Origin of the sequence: Sneathiella sp. P13V-1 (genome assembly GCF_015143595.1) — a bacterium.
Classification (GTDB): Bacteria; Pseudomonadota; Alphaproteobacteria; order Sneathiellales; family Sneathiellaceae; genus Sneathiella.
Genome location: NZ_WYEU01000006.1, coordinates 24,410 through 40,677 on the forward strand (window position 1 = coordinate 24,410; position 16,268 = coordinate 40,677).

General features: G+C 46.3%; 16 protein-coding genes. 3 read left to right on the top strand and 13 right to left on the bottom strand.

Annotation, left to right across the window (positions count from 1 at the left end; all coding sequences use genetic code 11):
* Window positions 1–85: 85 nt before the first annotated feature.
* The 4 genes from GUA87_RS17290 to GUA87_RS17305 form a co-directional block, all read right to left on the bottom strand.
* On the bottom strand, window positions 86–2,977 hold the full coding sequence (locus GUA87_RS17290; protein WP_193717881.1) for an ATP-binding protein: 2,892 nt from the start codon (window positions 2,975–2,977) through the stop codon (window positions 86–88).
* Between the two features lie 97 nt (window positions 2,978–3,074).
* Window positions 3,075–3,626, bottom strand: coding sequence for a hemerythrin domain-containing protein (locus GUA87_RS17295; protein WP_193717882.1), 552 nt, complete (start codon window positions 3,624–3,626; stop codon window positions 3,075–3,077).
* A 136-nt stretch (window positions 3,627–3,762) separates the two neighbouring features.
* The gene (locus GUA87_RS17300; RefSeq protein WP_227712136.1) at window positions 3,763–4,881 is read right to left on the bottom strand and encodes a methyl-accepting chemotaxis protein; all 1,119 of its coding nucleotides are present in this window, start codon (window positions 4,879–4,881) and stop codon (window positions 3,763–3,765) included.
* Between the two features lie 7 nt (window positions 4,882–4,888).
* Complete coding sequence (locus tag GUA87_RS17305; protein ID WP_193717884.1) at window positions 4,889–5,410, bottom strand: PAS domain-containing protein; 522 nt, start codon at window positions 5,408–5,410, stop codon at window positions 4,889–4,891.
* 382 nt (window positions 5,411–5,792) lie between these two features.
* Here GUA87_RS17305 and GUA87_RS17310 point away from each other — a divergent pair, with 382 nt between their 5' ends.
* Entirely contained in the window at window positions 5,793–6,950 is a 1,158-nt protein-coding gene (locus GUA87_RS17310) for an iron-containing alcohol dehydrogenase (protein WP_193717885.1), read from the top strand.
* Window positions 6,951–6,958: 8 nt separating this feature from the next.
* Window positions 6,959–7,396 (top strand): acyl-CoA thioesterase, encoded by a 438-nt coding sequence (locus GUA87_RS17315; protein ID WP_193717886.1) that lies wholly within the window; start codon window positions 6,959–6,961, stop codon window positions 7,394–7,396.
* 28 nt (window positions 7,397–7,424) lie between these two features.
* Here the strand turns inward: GUA87_RS17315 and GUA87_RS17320 are convergent, their stop codons facing one another.
* From GUA87_RS17320 to GUA87_RS17330, 3 genes are read right to left on the bottom strand one after another with little or no spacing between them, the layout of a single operon-like run.
* On the bottom strand, window positions 7,425–8,195 hold the full coding sequence (locus tag GUA87_RS17320; RefSeq protein ID WP_193717887.1) for a crotonase/enoyl-CoA hydratase family protein: 771 nt from the start codon (window positions 8,193–8,195) through the stop codon (window positions 7,425–7,427).
* Window positions 8,196–8,202: 7 nt separating this feature from the next.
* A complete protein-coding gene (locus GUA87_RS17325; RefSeq protein WP_193717888.1) occupies window positions 8,203–8,832 on the bottom strand; it encodes a uracil-DNA glycosylase family protein in 630 nt (209 codons plus the stop codon).
* Window positions 8,833–8,838: 6 nt separating this feature from the next.
* On the bottom strand, window positions 8,839–9,414 hold the full coding sequence (locus GUA87_RS17330; protein ID WP_321575930.1) for an XRE family transcriptional regulator: 576 nt from the start codon (window positions 9,412–9,414) through the stop codon (window positions 8,839–8,841).
* Between the two features lie 105 nt (window positions 9,415–9,519).
* Here GUA87_RS17330 and GUA87_RS17335 point away from each other — a divergent pair, with 105 nt between their 5' ends.
* The gene (locus tag GUA87_RS17335) at window positions 9,520–10,686 is read left to right on the top strand and encodes a benzoate/H(+) symporter BenE family transporter (RefSeq protein WP_193717889.1); all 1,167 of its coding nucleotides are present in this window, start codon (window positions 9,520–9,522) and stop codon (window positions 10,684–10,686) included.
* Here the strand turns inward: GUA87_RS17335 and GUA87_RS17340 are convergent, their stop codons facing one another.
* From GUA87_RS17340 to GUA87_RS17365, 6 genes are all read right to left on the bottom strand, one after another.
* Complete coding sequence (locus GUA87_RS17340; RefSeq protein WP_193717890.1) at window positions 10,687–11,385, bottom strand: transglutaminase-like domain-containing protein; 699 nt, start codon at window positions 11,383–11,385, stop codon at window positions 10,687–10,689. It lies immediately after the preceding gene.
* Window positions 11,386–11,405: 20 nt separating this feature from the next.
* Window positions 11,406–12,035: a glutathione S-transferase family protein gene (locus GUA87_RS17345; protein ID WP_193717891.1), complete on the bottom strand. Its 630-nt coding sequence runs from the start codon at window positions 12,033–12,035 to the stop codon at window positions 11,406–11,408.
* A 19-nt stretch (window positions 12,036–12,054) separates the two neighbouring features.
* On the bottom strand, window positions 12,055–12,663 hold the full coding sequence (locus GUA87_RS17350) for a glutathione S-transferase family protein (protein WP_193717892.1): 609 nt from the start codon (window positions 12,661–12,663) through the stop codon (window positions 12,055–12,057).
* Between the two features lie 81 nt (window positions 12,664–12,744).
* The gene (locus GUA87_RS17355) at window positions 12,745–14,808 is read right to left on the bottom strand and encodes a pyridoxamine 5'-phosphate oxidase family protein (protein ID WP_193717893.1); all 2,064 of its coding nucleotides are present in this window, start codon (window positions 14,806–14,808) and stop codon (window positions 12,745–12,747) included.
* Between the two features lie 59 nt (window positions 14,809–14,867).
* The gene (locus GUA87_RS17360; RefSeq protein ID WP_193717894.1) at window positions 14,868–15,488 is read right to left on the bottom strand and encodes a glutathione S-transferase family protein; all 621 of its coding nucleotides are present in this window, start codon (window positions 15,486–15,488) and stop codon (window positions 14,868–14,870) included.
* Window positions 15,489–15,719: 231 nt separating this feature from the next.
* Entirely contained in the window at window positions 15,720–16,133 is a 414-nt protein-coding gene (locus GUA87_RS17365; RefSeq protein ID WP_193717895.1) for a nuclear transport factor 2 family protein, read from the bottom strand.
* Between the last annotated feature and the right edge of the window lie 135 nt (window positions 16,134–16,268).

A 16,268-nucleotide genomic window follows, 5' to 3' on the forward strand; every position in this document is an offset into this window, starting at 1 on the left:
GCAAAGTGTGCGCTCTATCTTCTATATACTCTAACAAACAGCTGCGGAAATCGCCGTTTCTGACATGTGATAGACGTCGCCAGCTTTACTGAGTCAGTTTTTCTACCGCGCCTTCCCACCACTCAATAGAGGCGTCAGCTGTTTTCAAAAAACTCTCCATCATTTCTGCTATCAGATCTAAATCGTCCGCCTGTTTTTCCATGAGGGAGGCCTGTTGCGCCAATCTGTCACAACACATAGAGGCCGCAACACCGGCGATCGTGTGAATAGACCTGTAAATAACGCTGGCATCCTGTTCCTCAAATGCCGCTTTTAAGGCATCAAGTTCCGCGCGTATGGATGCTGGGGTTTTCGAGATGAGGGAAAGAGTGACATCAGGCCCCAATTGATCAACATATTCATCCAATTTCTGATCACTACCCACTGGTTGCTTCAATGTCGCTTCAAACAATGGGTGTATACCTTCTTCAACCACCTCTGTTTGCTCCTGTAAAGCCTTGTCGCTCTTAACGCCATCTGCGTTTACAGCGTCGGCAACATTGCTGTCTTGTTCAAAGTAACTCAGGATAACCTGTTGCAATTGAGATTTTGTTAAGGGCTTGGTTAGAACTTCATCCATTCCAGCATCTTTGAAAATGACATGCCGGTCATTGAATGCCTCAGCTGTTAAACCGATAATAGGGATGTTTTTGCCATCTTCACGGGCCCTGATTAACTTGGTTGCCTCGATCCCATCCATCTCCGGCATATGTATATCCATCAAAACCAGATCAAAAATCTCTTCCCCGAATTTATCCACGGCATAGAGCCCATTTTCCGCGATCACCGATGTCGCCCCGATATCTTTCAAAAAGGCTTCAGTGACCATTGCGTTTACCTCATTATCTTCAGCCACCAGCACCTTCAGTGACTTGCTGATTTTTATATTTTTTGCTTGTTGCTTTTTGAGGAACTTTGCCTTTTGTTCCTTCGTTGGCAGCGTAATGGGAAGTGAAACAGTAAAAGTTGTCCCCACCCCTTCTTTACTGCTTAATGAAACCTCCCCCCCAAGCAACTCAGTCAGCTTGCGTACAATAGATAAGCCAAGGCCCGTCCCTCCGAACTTTCGGCTTACAGATGTATCCGCCTGAGAAAATGAGTCAAATACGGTTTCCTGCCTATCAACTGGAATGCCGATACCGGTGTCCGTTATCTGAATGGAAAGCTTGCCCTCTCTCGCATCTTTATCCTCAATTTTACCGACTGTTAGAACAACCCTTCCCTTGGCTGTAAACTTGATCGCATTACCAATCAGGTTCATGACGATTTGTCTTAAACGAACCGGATCGCCCACAACTAAAGAAGGAACCGTCTCATCCAGAGTGGAAAGAAATTCAATCCCTTTTTCACGGGCCTGCAGCACAAAAGGTGATTCCATTGAGTGAAACACGTCATGCAGATCAAAGGTAATATTTTCAACTTCCAGGTTACCAGACTCGATTTTGTTCATATCAAGAACATCATTGATCAATTCCAGAAGTGTCTTACCGGACCGAAGAATAGCATCAACTTTTTCGGCCTGTTCCGGGGTCAGGTCCGTATCCGACAGCATTTGTGAAACCCCAATGACACCGTTCAATGGGGTGCGAATTTCATGACTGATCGTTGAGAGGAAATTGGATTTTGCTTCGTTTGCTCTGTTCGCCTCATCCAACGCCTTTTCAAGACGCTCTTCATATTGCAAGCGCAGTGTGAGATCTGAATACAAAGAAACATACCCACCACCCGGCATCGGCCTTGTTGAAATCTCGATATGCTTGTGGTTGGTTTTTGTCAGAATATAATGCTTTTTATCTCCTGATTTCAGTAAAGATTCCAGCTCACTTCTTGAACGGACATTCTCCCAATCCCCAAGATCTCCTCGATTAATCAAGTGGCCAAGTATGCGATACATGGACGTTCCCCGAGACACCAGATCCTTTGGCAAGTCCAGCAGTTCGGAAAAACTGTTGTTAAAAACAATTAGCCGCCCTTTTTCATCAAATACCGTGATACCAATCGGGATATTATCCTTAGTTGTTTCCAGGATTTCGCGGCCCTTTCGAATTTCATCCTGGATGGATTTTTCATACGTTATGTCGCGAATAATTCCAGTATACAGCCGCTGCCCATCCAGCCACATATCCCGGATGCGTAGATCCATTGGGAATAAAATTCCATCTTTACGTCGTCCCTGCAGCTCCAAAGTTGTTCTATCTGACTCTTCCAAATCTTCATTAAGGATGAGCTTTTCGTACCCCGACCACCCGCCTTTTCCAAGATCCGGCATCAAAGTGTTAAAATGGACACCTAAAAGCTCCTCGCGGCCATACCCGAAAACTGTTGCCGCAGCGGTATTTATACTTTCGATTTCTCCTTTGGCATCGATTGTCACGATGCCATCAGCAACGGTTTCAAGCAGTGTATTGAGGCGCATGGTTTGCGACACAAGAAAGCGCTGATCTTGCTCATACAGGGATTGTGCCAAAAGACGCTCCACCGCACGGCCAAACCTTTGCAAGTCAACATAATCCTGTCGGCTAAACTCTCTCGGTTCAATCCCTAGAACACTAAGACAACCAACATGCATCCCCCCTTGAACAGACAAAGGAATGCCTGCGTAAAAACGGACATCATGCCCGTCATACTGAGGAGGATCGTTAAAAAAGCGATCATCTTTAAGGGAGTCCTGAATGCAGGTGAGTTCATCGCTGAGGATGACATGAGCGCATAAAGACTTATCTCTAAGCACTTCATTCACTTCGATACCGATAGCTGATTTGAACCAGACGCGTTCCTTGTCAACTAGTGCAATGAGCGCCATCTCGGTTTTAAAATGTGAACGGACAAGCCGCGCCAACTCATCGAACGCCTCTTCAGGAGGCGTATCAAGCAAATTCAGGCTATGCAGAGCCTCCAAACGTTGCTCTTCATATTCAGGTAGTGCAGCAGTTTGCACTCTAATCTCCTGTCGCGTTTTAGTAGCAATTCCCTTATATATAAGCGCGACTAAATTACTATAACCTTAATACAAAGATAGAAGACTTACTTCTTTTTTATGAGTGGCTTTCCATATGCCACGCAATAACATCTTTTTGAATGGATGCCAGTTCAGCTTCTTCTTCACTTGTACTAACAAGCATTTCTTTTGCCAGATCATCCAAGGATGCCCAGTCATGGGTCGTGAGATTGAGTTTTGCCATTGGGAAAATGGTTTTCTCTTCCTCCAACATATGCCGGCGTTGAACATTGATATATTCCTGCATCACCGAAAGCACCCAGATCCTTGGCAGTTGATTATCCTGTTCAACATTATCAATAGCGTTTTTCAGCTCATTTCCCAAAAAACTGATCCGCTCATGATCCACTTCAAGGTGATCGAACAACTTCTTATCGCACACCCCCTTAAGCATAAGGATTGATGCCATTTTCTCTTCAAAGATGTGATGATTTGTTGTGGTTCTGAGATCCATGAAATCCAGAGCCGTTTGCAATAGAAGATAGTCTAAAGTGCCACCCTCTACAAACACCCGAATTTCTTCATCCATGATCACGAGCATTTTACTCATCTGCGCATGATCAGATATCAGCTTGTCTAGAACTTTCATGACATACTCCCAGGTAAAGTCAGAGCAGTCCCAGACCGTATATCAGAAATTAATACACTACATTGATTGAAGTCAGTGCGGCCAGTTCAGGCATTTAAGGGATGCACTGCACTGACCGACTGGCTTCAAAGGAGATTTAACTTTCAAGCGCTGCTTTTAAGCTCTCCGCTTGTTGTTTGAGCTCGGTAGCAACAGACATAACTTCTTGAGAGCTTTCGTTTACTTGCCCAACTGCAGAACTCACAATACCAACATTTGCTGTAACATCATTCACACCAGAAGCCGCCTCTTTCACGTTGCGAGAGATCTCCTGCGTTGCAGCGCCTTGTTCCTCAACAGCAGAGGCGATTGCAGAGGCAACCTCATTGATCTTGTCAATGGATCCCCCAATAGCGCCGATTGACGACACAGCTTCATTGGCTGCAGATTGGATTTCCAGCACTTGCGCCTTGATATCATCTGTAGCCCGTTCAGTTTGACCAGAAAGACTCTTCACCTCACTCGCCACAACCGCAAAACCTTTACCGGCATCTCCTGCCCGGGCGGCTTCAATTGTTGCGTTAAGAGCCAATAATTTTGTCTGCCCGGCAATATCATTAATCAGATTCACAACCTGCCCGATTTTGTCAGATGCCGCAGACAATCCTGCGACCATGTCATTCACTTCACGAGATTGAATTACAGCTTCACCAGACATTCCCGCGGAGGCTGCCACTTGTTTATTGATTTCCTGAATTGACGCATCCAATTGCTCAGCTGCTGAGGCAACGGTACTTGTGTTGACACCCGCTTCTTCGGCAGCGGCCGCAACGGCGGCTGTTTTTTCGTTTGCCTCTTGTACCGTCTGTCCCATTCCTTGTGCATTTGAATTTAGCTGTTCCGCAGCAGCAGAAATTGATTCAACCACCTCCGAAAAACGATTTATCTTGTTTTCCACTCCATCAGCTGCCTGATTAATTTTGTACACGGCATATCCATATCCCCCTTGAAGGCCTTCTGGAGAAATTCTTCGGAAATACTGATTTTCAGCGATAAAACGCAGGCATGCAGTTGACTCACGCACATAGGCGTCTGCGCGGTCGATCATCTCATTGATTTTAAGACACAGCTTACGCTCTAGCCCTTCTTCTTTGTTTATGTTCTTTACGCGCTTTTCAAAATCCCCCTTTGAAATCGCGTCTACCACCTCCAGGATTTCCAGAAGCTTTTCAGTGCGGACTTCAGTATTCCCGCCATCTAATATTGAAGAGTTCATATTCACTTTATTGCTCCCAGATTAGCGAGGAGATGAACTCATCATAACTCGCTGCTTTTGAATTAACGACTTCCATTAATCGCGCATATGACGCAGCTGTTCCTTCTTTACGATTGGCGTAGTTCGCCTCCAACTGATTGAGTTCCGCATACAACGGTTCAATGACATTTGTTATTGTAGATTTTTTCGGAATGCGCCGCGTGGAATGATAGCCAACCACCTCTCCATTTTCAAAACTTGGCGTCACATGAGCAATAACCCAGTAATGCCCACCATCCTTTGTAGAGTTCACTACGTATGCAAAGATTTCTTTTTCTTGAGAAATGCAATTCCAAAATAACTCAAACACTCCTCTGGGCATATTGGGATGCCTGATGAGGTTATGAGGCTGCCCTATTACCTCATCTTCGTCATATCCTGCGATTTCAAGGAAAGTATGATTGGCGTAGGTAATTCGCCCCTTCAGATCTGTCTTGGAAACAATCAGATCATTCTGGCCGAAAAAAACTTCCTGACCGCTATAATGCATTTTTCCGCCCTCATGCTCAGTTAACTTTAATTCTTCAATCAAATTTATAATTGAAACTTAAATAAATAGAGAAAAGCACTTCTTAACCACAAACACAGTAATAATTTGACTTAAAACAGTTAACATTAAATTAATACCGTTTTTATACTTACAATCATAAATATAATTGAAGTTAAATTTTGAATATTACAGTTAAACTAATATCTTTATCTTAATTATTATTTATATCTATTTGGACATAATACTAATATACTATTTTTTATACATTTTTCATAAGCCTAATACACCTTTCGGCTGGCTTATAAAATTGTGGAATAGGATTACATAACTGCCGAAATTATGTATCCTGAAACCTGTCTGAAATAATCCAAGAACGAGAAAAATGACGAGCTTTACCTTTGCCACCACTCCGAAACTGATCTTTGCCGAAGGCGCATCGCAGAATATTGCAGAACATTCCAGTATCTTAGGAGACCAGATTCTGCTCATCACCGACCCCGGCCTCTTCAAGCTGGGCCTTCACAAAGAAGCCGTCAACAGCCTGGAAAAAGCCGGCAAAAAAGTCTCGGTCTTTTCGGAAGTTGAAGCAGATCCAAGTGAGGCTGTGGTCCTAGCTTCAACAAAAGCAGCCACAGACATACAAGCAACAGGTATTATCGGATTTGGCGGCGGTTCATCTATGGATGTGGCGAAGCTCGTCGCCCTGCTCGCACTCGGTGAAGAAAAACTTGAAGATATCTACGGAATAGAAATGATTAAAGGGACGCGACTTCCTTTAATTCAGGTACCAACAACTGCTGGAACCGGTTCTGAAGTCACGCCTATTTCAATTGTTACTGTGGGTGCTGAAACTAAAAAGGGTGTTGTTTCTTCGAAATTACTTCCAGATATTACAATCCTGGATGCAGCACTTACTGTTGGCCTGCCGCCAGCTGTCACAGCGGCAACAGGTGTCGATGCTATGGTTCATGCAATCGAAGCCTATACATCCCGCGGTGCAAATAACAATCCGATGTCTGCATCCCTCGCAAAAGAAGCCTTACGACTTCTAGGTCAAAATATCACCACTGCGGTTAAAGATGGCAGCAACCTAAAAGCACGCGCAAACATGTTGCTGGGTGCTTGCCTCGCGGGACAGGCCTTTGCCAACTCTCCTGTTGCCGCAGTTCATGCGCTCGCCTACCCACTTGGGGGAATTTTCCATGTCCCTCACGGTCTTTCGAATGCCTTGGTCCTTCCAGAGGTAATGCAATTCAATGCTGGCGCTTGTGCATCGGAATATGCGGAACTTGCCCCTATCGTTTTCCCGGACATCGACACCAGCGGCGGCGCTCAGCAAACTTGCCAGATCTTCATCGAGAGATTAGCTAAACTGAACAAGGATCTTGGCTTAGAAACCACGTTGCGTGAGGTGGGTGTAAAAGAAGATGATCTGGATCGCCTTGCAGACGCTGCTATGGAACAGACACGCCTTCTGGTCAACAACCCCAAAGAAGTCACCCGCGAAGACGCTTTTAACATCTACAGAAAAACACTTTAGGAAACGTCATGTCTGCCAAGAAAACCATGTCCAGTCGGGATGAATATAAACACTTCCTGACTATTCCCACTCGCTGGATGGACAATGACGCTTATGGTCACGTGAACAACGTGCAGTATTACAGTTACTTTGACACAACGGTGAACGAGTTCCTCGTTGCAAAAGGCTTGCTGGATATTGGGAAAAGCCCGGTAATTGGATTGGTCGTTGAAACACAATGTCGTTATGCACGTAGCATCGTCTTTCCCGATACAGTGCACGCTGGACTTCGAATTTCCCATATGGGTAACAGTTCAGTGAAATATGAACTCGGTCTTTTCAAAGAAGACGAAACCGAAGCATCCGCTGAAGGCCATTTCATTCACGTTTATGTGGACCGCGAAACAAACAGACCTGTCCCTGTACCGGATAACATGCGCGAAGTGCTACAAAGCATCGCAATATGATAAAAGGCGGCGCAAGCCGCCTTTTCAATTAGATCTTGCTAAAATCGCCTCCACGACCAAGACCTCCTGCGAAGCGGCCAGCCCCGTTTCGCGCCTCTTGATTTACAGGCTTGGCGCCTTCTACAGCTTCCTGACGCAATGCGTCTTCTAATGACATGCTCCATTGATCGTATGCCATCTGCCGATCTGTTCTCATACAAAGTTGCGGGAACGCACAGAGATTTTCGGCAATTTTAAAGGCTTCTTCATAAGCTTTTCCTTTTTCGACTAACCTGTTGGCAAGGCCAAAGGAATATGCCTCCTCCGCTTTCACTTCCCGGCCAGTCAGGATCATATCCATCGCGCGGCTATGACCGATAAGGCGCGGCAAACGAACACATCCACCATCAATAAGAGGCACCCCCCAACGACGACAGAACACCCCAAAACTTGCCTGCTTTGAAGCAACACGCATATCGCACCAGGTGGCAAGCTCTAGTCCACCCGCCACGGCAAAGCCTTCAACAGCAGCAATCACGGGCTTGCAAAGGAGGCGGCGCGTTGGTCCCATCAGGCCTTCCCCCATAGGGTCATATTCCCGAACCTCCCCGGATAGAGCCTTCAAATCAAAGCCTGCACAGAAACTCTCTCCCGTTGAGGTCAGGATAGCCACAGATTGACTGTCATCTTTTTCAAATTCGTCAAATGCCTGCAGCAGTAACTCACCCGTTTCATAATCGACGGCGTTCCGCCTCTCCGGCCGATTAATGGTGACTGTGGTAATGGCTCCATTTTTCTCAACGAGTACTTTATCCGACATACCACCCTCATTCTTCCCTGATTGTTCTTATTCTTTCGCGGGCAACCGCATATGGGCATATTAATGCAGCAATGCGTTCTTGTAAGGGGGGAATTATCTCTTTTTCAAACCAGGAGTTCTTTTTGAGCCAGATATTATTCCGTGGACTTGGGTGAGGGAGTACGATTTTCTGTGGCCAATATTCTTGCCAGTTTTTTACTGTCTCCGTGAGTGTGTTTTTGGCTTGATCCCCCAGATGCCAGTTGATGGCATATTGGCCAATCACGAGAGTAAGCTCCACCTGCCCCATCAACGTCATCAAATCAGAGCGCCATTCGTTCGCACATTCTTTCCTTGGCGGCAGATCACCTGATTTACCTGTGCCCGGATAGCAAAAACCCATAGGAATTATATTGATGATCTTCTCATCATAAAATTGCTCAGATGTCACCCCCATCCATTCCCGCAAACGATCACCACTTGGATCATCAAAAGGGATACCGCTTTCATGGACACGGCGACCTGGCGCTTGCCCCACAACCAAAATCTTTGCTGTATTCGACGCCCTTAACACAGGTCTGCAGCCATGAGGTAGTTCAGCCTCACATATCTTGCAGCCCCTAATCTCACCCAATAATGACTCTAAAGCCTGTGACATCGTTTTTTACTTGTATCCAGGATAGTGGATCAGGCAATTGATAACGGCATCTACCTGTCCAGAATTTCTGTACCCATGCGGCTTGTCCCCTGCAAATCTCAGGGATTGCCCAGCTTTTAGACTAACCCACTCCTCATCACACAGGATAGACAACTCCCCGTGAATAACCGTTATATATTCAGAAACACCTTCTTTATGAGCCGCAGACAGCCGTTCATACTCTGCTGGAAAAGTAAGTTCAAAAAGCTCAAAACCGGTCTTGCTGTCATATGGAAATAACGTCGCAACAAGCATCCCATCCTGATCACTGATAGGCTTTCGAAGTTCATTTGCATCCTGCTTTAAACTGGTAATTGGACCATCATTACGTGATCGCCCCTGCAAAAGAGAGGAGAGAGAGATATTAAAGCCTGTCGCAATTTTCCAAAGCGTCGCGATTGTAGGGGAACTCTCCCCTCGTTCAATTTGTCCAAGCATGGCTTTACTCACCCCTGTTTCACAAGCGGTTCGATTTAAGCTCCAGTCACGGTGATCTCGAAGTTCTTTCAAATTGCCCGGCAAGCTATCAGATGGGTTATCCACTTTAACCTCTCAAAAAGTTCGTGCGCTATAACGCACGCTCTGTTATTGTCTGATTGTACGCTATAACGCACAAACGATAAACACACGATTTTGTCAGGAAATCTCATGCGCAGCTTCTTTAGCCTTCCCCACATCACATCAGGATTTGTCGCTGTTCTAGTTGGTTACACAAGTGCAGGCGCCATTGTTTTCCAAGCGGCACAAGCAAGTGGCGCCTCCACTGATCAAATAGCTAGTTGGATGTGGGCCGTAGGAGTCGGCATGGGCCTGTGCGGTCTATTCCTGTCAATTCGATACAAAGCCCCTATACTTATTGCCTGGTCAACACCGGGCGCGGCCCTCCTCATCACAAGCCTTGAAGGATTACCTATGGGAGAAGCGATTGGCGCTTTTTTGTTTAGCTCAACCTTGCTCACTATTTGCGGTTTTTCCGGTTGGTTTGATAAGATTCTGAAGGTGATCCCAACGTCACTGGCAACCGGCATGCTTGCAGGGGTTCTCCTAAGATTTGCTTTAAACGCTTTCGGCGCTATGGAAAGCTCGGCTTTACTTGTTGGAGGAATGCTGCTTGCCTACCTTATCGGAAAACGGTTTAACCCTGTTTACGCTGTCCCGCTAACACTAATTACAGGTGTATTAATCGCCTTTTCAACAGGTCAGTTTGGAGAAACAGAGGTATCACTGGATCCAACCATCCCTGTCTGGATGGCCCCTGAGTTTTCAATCTCTTCGCTCATTGGTGTTGGCATTCCGCTTTTTATTGTGACCATGGCCTCCCAGAACCTACCCGGCATTGCTACTTTGCGGGCTCATGGGTATCAAACACCGGCCTCTCCCCTGATTGGATGGAGTGGTTTGACAGGATTATTACTTGCGCCATTTGGGGGGTTTGCCTTTAACCTTGGCGCTATCACAGCGGCGATCTGTATGGGTGAGACTACCAACCCCGATCCATCCAAAAGATACCATGCCACTATCTGGGCTGGCATATTCTATATTATCATGGGGATTTTTGGTGGAGTAGTCACTGGGTTGTTTATCCTGTTCCCTGACGCACTGGTGATGGCAATCGCAGGTATCGCATTAATGGGGACCATCTCCAACAGTCTGATTTCAGCTTTAAGTAACACCGAAGAGCGAGAAGCAGCTTTCATCACCTTCGCCATTACTGCATCCGGCTTGACCTTTTTCACGATCGGCGCACCGTTTTGGGGCATCGTTATTGGCACGGCCATTCATTTTTTCAACAGCCGCGCCAACAGGAGAACTTAACTAGGCAGCAAAATCGGAATCTTCTTCCATCACCTTCTCTTTTGCCAAGGCCTCTTTCATAGCCGGATACAACTCGCCCAAATCAGAAAGCAGGTCTTCCATGGGCGGATCTTCGTAGATGCCTCGATCCTTCACATATTCCATATGTTTACGCTCTTCAGCGTCATATTCGTGGAACAAAGCATCTGAAGTGCCATCGAATTCAATGGCTTTCACACCAAATCTGTCACACAGATCCTTGTTGAAGGTTGGCGTTACCTTGTAAATTTCTCCATCCAATTTCAAAGTAACATAGCCATGATAAGAGAAGAGATCTGTCCCCATTGCTGCCGCAAGTTTGGGCGAATTCAGATGATTTTTCACATCTGCAAATCCAACAGCTGCCGAAATCCCAACCTGTCGAAGGCAAGCCGTCAGAAGAATGGCTTTTGGAACACAAAAAGCGCTTTCCATTTTGGCGACAGCACTTGCTTTATAAGTGGGCGCATCAAAATTGATCTGATATGGATTATAACGGATCAGATCTCGCACCCCATTAAATAAAAGGATCGCCTTTTCCCGATCTGTTTTGGGATCATGCCCGTCAAATGACATGGCAATAAAGGCCGCGATGGCGGGATGGTCTGCATCCACATACTCTCCGGCTTTTGTCCAGCTATCTGGTAACTCTTCCGCCGGCAACCCAACTAAATCCAACATAGAAGCCTCTTTTCTTATTCTTATCCTGGACCATAAGCGTATTCACCGCCCCGATCCAGCGCTTTCAAATAAGCAAGGCGTGTCTGGAACCGTTTTACGTAGGCATCAAGATTTGGAAAATGCTCCAATACACCACCACTTCTTGCAGCTTCCAATGGGAAAGAAAGCATAATATCCGCTGCACTCAGCTTATCGCCGATGAAGAAATCATTCTCACCCAAGCACTTACTCATGTAGGTAAAATGATTGGCCGTCTCACTTTCAATTCTTGGAAGTAGGGGCGCGGCATCGTCCCCCAGCCTTGATGTGTACAACCTTAACAACAACGGCAGCATGGCCGATCCTTCGGCATAATGCATCCATTCAAGATATCGGACATGTTCTGGCGTCCCTTTCTCAAAACTGTATTTTCCCTCCCCATAGGTTTCCGCCAGATACTCAACAATGGCACCCGTTTCATGAACGGTGACATCTCCATCTTCAATCACAGGGGATTTGCCAAGCGGATGAACTTTGAAAAGTTCAGGAGGCGCAAGCCTTGTTTCCGGATCTCGCTGATAATGCTTAATTTCATACTCAACCCCTAATTCTTCCAAGAACCAAAGAATGCGTTGAGAACGCGAGTTATTCAAATGATGGACGATAATCAACGTCGCCTCCTGTTATGATTTATGCTGAAATTGCTTTTTGAAATGCAGGTCTCGCTTTAATGCGCGCGACATAGTTTTTAAGGTTTTCCATGTTGTCCCCAACCAGTTGCAAGCGATCGCTGACAAACACGGCATGCCCAAGCATGATATCTGCGGCACTGAAATCTCCGATCAGATACTCTTTATCCGCAAGTTGCTCATTTACAGGCTCAAGAACCTTTTTAGCCAAGCGCTGCGCCATTCCCAAAACATCTTCGCTTCTACGCTCCGGTGGCAAGAGAAGGGTTTGGGTTACGATGGTATTAATCGGCGGCATCAAAGTGCCTTCAGTGTAATGGAACCACTGCAGATAAGATGGGAATAAATCAGAATCTGCTGCCGGTGCCATTTTACCCGCAGCGTGCCGGGCCAGCACATATTGGGTAATCGCCCCAGATTCAAACAACGTCACATCCCCATCTTCCAGAACAGGCACGCGGCCAAGTGGATGACGCGCTTTATGCTCGTCAGATTTCAGTGATTTTGGATGAAATTCCAATGCGACCAAATCGTAATCTAACCCAAGTTCTTCCAACAGCCAGATAATCCGTGCAGATCGGGTATTTTTAGCATGATACAGGGTAAGCATATGCCTTTATCCTTCTTGTTATTCTCCCTGTATCGAAGGATTTCAAACCAATGGTATACTGTCAATGGAATTTGCTGTGATCTAAATCTCAATTTCCACGATATCAGCCCCTATGGCAGGCTTTGAACAGCAAAGCAGGATTTCATCTTCTGCTCGTAAAGCTGTCAGGCTATCCTCATGAATTGTATCACCAGATATCAATCGTACAGCGCAACTACCACAGTTTCCAGAACGGCAACTATATTCAGGCTTCAACCCGTGGGCTTCGGCAAACTCAAGAAGAGTGCCATCCTCTTTACGCCAAAGAAACTCCAAATCGGATTTGGTGAATTTCACAGTTGCACTCTCTGCCACTCTAGCTGAGGGTGCGGGAACAAAGTCAGTATCCCTTTTCAGCGAAGATGGGCCAAAGGCTTCTGCATAAATATTCCTGTCAGCAACACCTAATTGCCGCAAAAGGTCGTAAGTGTTTTGCATAAAGCCAGCGGGGCCACAAATATAAAACTCAACAGGGCCGCTTGGCATCACCTCTTGCAGCAAATCGGCTGTCATGTAACCACTGACATGATAATCCACCCCCACATCAGCATCCTTTTCTGGCTGCGTCAGCAAAGATACATACTGGAACGCCTGACCGGATTGCGCCGCCAGTTGACTTGCCTCACCTGCAAAGGCACGTTCTGCCTTATTTCTAGCCGTATGAATAAGTGTGAGTGGCGCTAAATGACGGTATCGCACCCCTTCTTGCAACGCATGGCGCATCATTGAGATCATCGGCGTTATACCAACCCCAGCGGCCAATAAAACGGCTGGTCTAAAATCCCGGGCTTTGCGATTGAATTTGCCGCGTGGCGCACGAACTTTAACGATGTCACCGACACCCATTCGATCATGCAAATAAGCCGATACCTTACCGTCTCTCTTTACAGAAATTCTATACCCGCTATCCAGCGGGGAAGAGGACACAGTATAGGTTCTCACCAAAGGTTTCTCTTCGCCTTCAATATCAATCTGTAGACTAAGGAACTGGCCAGGGTCGAACGGGGCTATCCCGTTTTCATCTGCTGGCATCAGACAAAAAGATCGTATCACAGAGCTTTCGGCTCTTATCTCGGTAATTTTGAAGGGGCGCCATTCATCCTTTAACGTTTCAGCCTGTTTTCTGGCGTCACTTTCCTGCCATGTCCCCGTAATCAGGGAATTATAGGACATTTCATCAAAATCAAAGCGAAGTGGAAGCGCCCCTTGCAGCCAGACACCTTTTTCCAAGGTGAAGACCCAGGCACGCTCTGCCCCTTCAAAATGTTCTATTTCAGGGCCGTCCCAAATAATTTCCACACGCCCAGTTAACTGAAGCATGTGACCACATTCAAAATCAACAAACAACAAACCGGCTTTAGGGTTTAGTCGAAAGTTGCCCAGCGTATTAAAATGAAAATTCCCAGTGTAGTCAGGGATTGTAAGGCGATTTCCATCCACCTTCACAAAACCAGGGCGTCCACCACGATGAGACATATCAACACCGTTGACACCGCTCTCTTCCTGATTTTCCACAAAACTGGATACGAAAAATGTATCAGCTTTCTCAATGAAGGCTGCCGTTTTGCCATCGATGGCTTCGAAACTCACCACCGCATCAGCTGAAGCGGCTTCAGGTTCCCCGACAAAACGAGCATTTCTTGTCTGGATGTATTGAGGGCAATTTCCAAATGATTGGTCGACTTTCAAGGAAATGCCACCCTCAAGAACTTCCTCTATTGTTGTATTTAACCGGTTACGACGCCTTGAATGTTTTTCAAGGCCCAGCAAACCAATTGGGGCGCCCACCCGCAGGCCGTTTTGCAACGGGTCTCCTCCCACGGGGTGGGCGCGAATGTTCAAATGTTCAGGATCCGGACTATTCGCAAACCCAGGATAACCAACTAAAGCGGTCGCCCAAGGCCATCCTTCCGCGTCTACATGGCCGGCGTAAAGTATAGGAAGCAGTGCAAAGAATTCTCGATGCTGGTCTGGCATAAAAGGCCTAATAACGCGGCGGGCGAATTGATCCATATCGCTTGCAACACCTGCCATTTCCTGAAGCTCACGCTCTCCTTTGTGGAAAGGTGACGTTTCAAAAGGCCAACCGTTATTATTTGTACTCATCGAAATCTCCATACACAAAAGGGCGACAGAAAAACCGCCGCCCTTTCCCCCTCACCTGATTAAGCAGCAAGGCCGACTTTAGTAGCCTTCATTGGGGTAAATCCGTCCAGGGCTTCAATACGAGACAACCATCCCTGGATATTAGGATATTCATCCAGGCCGACATTTCCTTCAGGGGCATGGGCGATATAAGTGTATAGGGAAATATCTGCGACAGAAGGGCGTTCGCCAACAGTCCATGTTTTTCCATCCAAATGCTTTTCAAGTCGTCCAAGGCCCAAAGCGGCAACCGCTTTTGCACGCTCTGCATCCAGACCTGCACCAAACACTGTAATTAAGCGTGCGGCAGCTGGACCGTTTGCGATCTCGCCGGCAGCGAGTGAAAACATACGCTGTACTTCTGCTTCTTCCAATGCACCAGAAGGCATCCAATCAGGAGCATATTTACGCGCAAGATAAACAAGAATGGCGTTTGAATCAGATAAAACAACATCTCCATCTTCCATTACCGGCACTTGTCCAAATGGGTTCATTGACAGAAAGGCTTCTTGTTTATGTTCGCCGCTGGCGAGATCAACAAGCACGCTTTCAAACTGAATACCTGCAACACTTGCAAATAATTCCACCCGGTGGGAATGACCAGATAGCGGAAAACCATACAATTTTACTGGCTGTGACATAGTTATCTCCTGTCAAAATCAAATTATTTCTGGTTCAGCGGCGGGACAATTGTATCACCACCTTGCACAGGCGAGGGAACGTGTACTCTAGCGGAGATACGTCCCGCACGCTGAACCAGCACAAAAAGGGAAAAAGGTGACAACCTACTCATTCGGGCCTTTACAAGACCCTGGGTTTTGGGCGCAGTTAAGTGTAAGTATGTCATCTTCCTCCCTCCCGTTCCTAATTAATCAGACGGCAATTCGCCGGTCCTTTTCATCAATTTCATAATCGTTCAGACTGGCGTCTCTACGGCGCATTAAACCATCCTCATCGAACTCCCACTGCTCATTTCCGTGGGTGCGATACCATTTGCCATTTGCGTCATGCCATTCATATTCAAAGCGAACTGAAATTCGGTTGTCGGTATAGGCCCACAGTTCTTTTTTCAGTTTGTAATCCAGCTCCCGCTTCCATTTATCCGCAAGGAATGACCGGATCGCTTCGCGACCTTCAAAAAACTGATCCCTGTTACGCCAGGCAGAATTCTCGCTATAGGCAAGAGATACGCGCTCAGGATCACAGCTATTCCAATTGTCTTCAGCCAGCTGAACCTTTTTCAAAGCGGTCTCTTTTGTAAAAGGTGGTACAAGTTTTTCAGTCATCTAAGGTCTCCATTTTGAAGGGAAGATTTCCTCGCCTTCGCCTCTAACATTTACTGATCGGTACTGTTTAGTCAAGGTTATTTTTAAAAATTTTATCTGAAACCAATTTCCAATCTTGAAATTTCGCAGTTTTTC

Bases quoted from the DNA above. Each gene is read 5' to 3' on its own strand.
- GUA87_RS17295 (WP_193717882.1), bottom strand. From the start codon at position 3,626: ATGAAAGTTCTAGACAAGCTGATATCTGATCATGCGCAGATGAGTAAA.
- GUA87_RS17300 (WP_227712136.1), bottom strand. From the start codon at position 4,881: ATGAACTCTTCAATATTAGATGGCGGGAATACTGAAGTCCGCACTGAA.
- GUA87_RS17305 (WP_193717884.1), bottom strand. From the start codon at position 5,410: ATGCATTATAGCGGTCAGGAAGTTTTTTTCGGCCAGAATGATCTGATT.
- GUA87_RS17310 (WP_193717885.1), top strand. From the start codon at position 5,793: ATGACGAGCTTTACCTTTGCCACCACTCCGAAACTGATCTTTGCCGAA.
- GUA87_RS17315 (WP_193717886.1), top strand. From the start codon at position 6,959: ATGTCTGCCAAGAAAACCATGTCCAGTCGGGATGAATATAAACACTTC.
- GUA87_RS17320 (WP_193717887.1), bottom strand. From the start codon at position 8,195: ATGTCGGATAAAGTACTCGTTGAGAAAAATGGAGCCATTACCACAGTC.
- GUA87_RS17325 (WP_193717888.1), bottom strand. From the start codon at position 8,832: ATGTCACAGGCTTTAGAGTCATTATTGGGTGAGATTAGGGGCTGCAAG.
- GUA87_RS17335 (WP_193717889.1), top strand. From the start codon at position 9,520: ATGCGCAGCTTCTTTAGCCTTCCCCACATCACATCAGGATTTGTCGCT.
- GUA87_RS17340 (WP_193717890.1), bottom strand. From the start codon at position 11,385: ATGTTGGATTTAGTTGGGTTGCCGGCGGAAGAGTTACCAGATAGCTGG.
- GUA87_RS17350 (WP_193717892.1), bottom strand. From the start codon at position 12,663: ATGCTTACCCTGTATCATGCTAAAAATACCCGATCTGCACGGATTATC.
- GUA87_RS17355 (WP_193717893.1), bottom strand. From the start codon at position 14,808: ATGAGTACAAATAATAACGGTTGGCCTTTTGAAACGTCACCTTTCCAC.
- GUA87_RS17360 (WP_193717894.1), bottom strand. From the start codon at position 15,488: ATGTCACAGCCAGTAAAATTGTATGGTTTTCCGCTATCTGGTCATTCC.
- GUA87_RS17365 (WP_193717895.1), bottom strand. From the start codon at position 16,133: ATGACTGAAAAACTTGTACCACCTTTTACAAAAGAGACCGCTTTGAAA.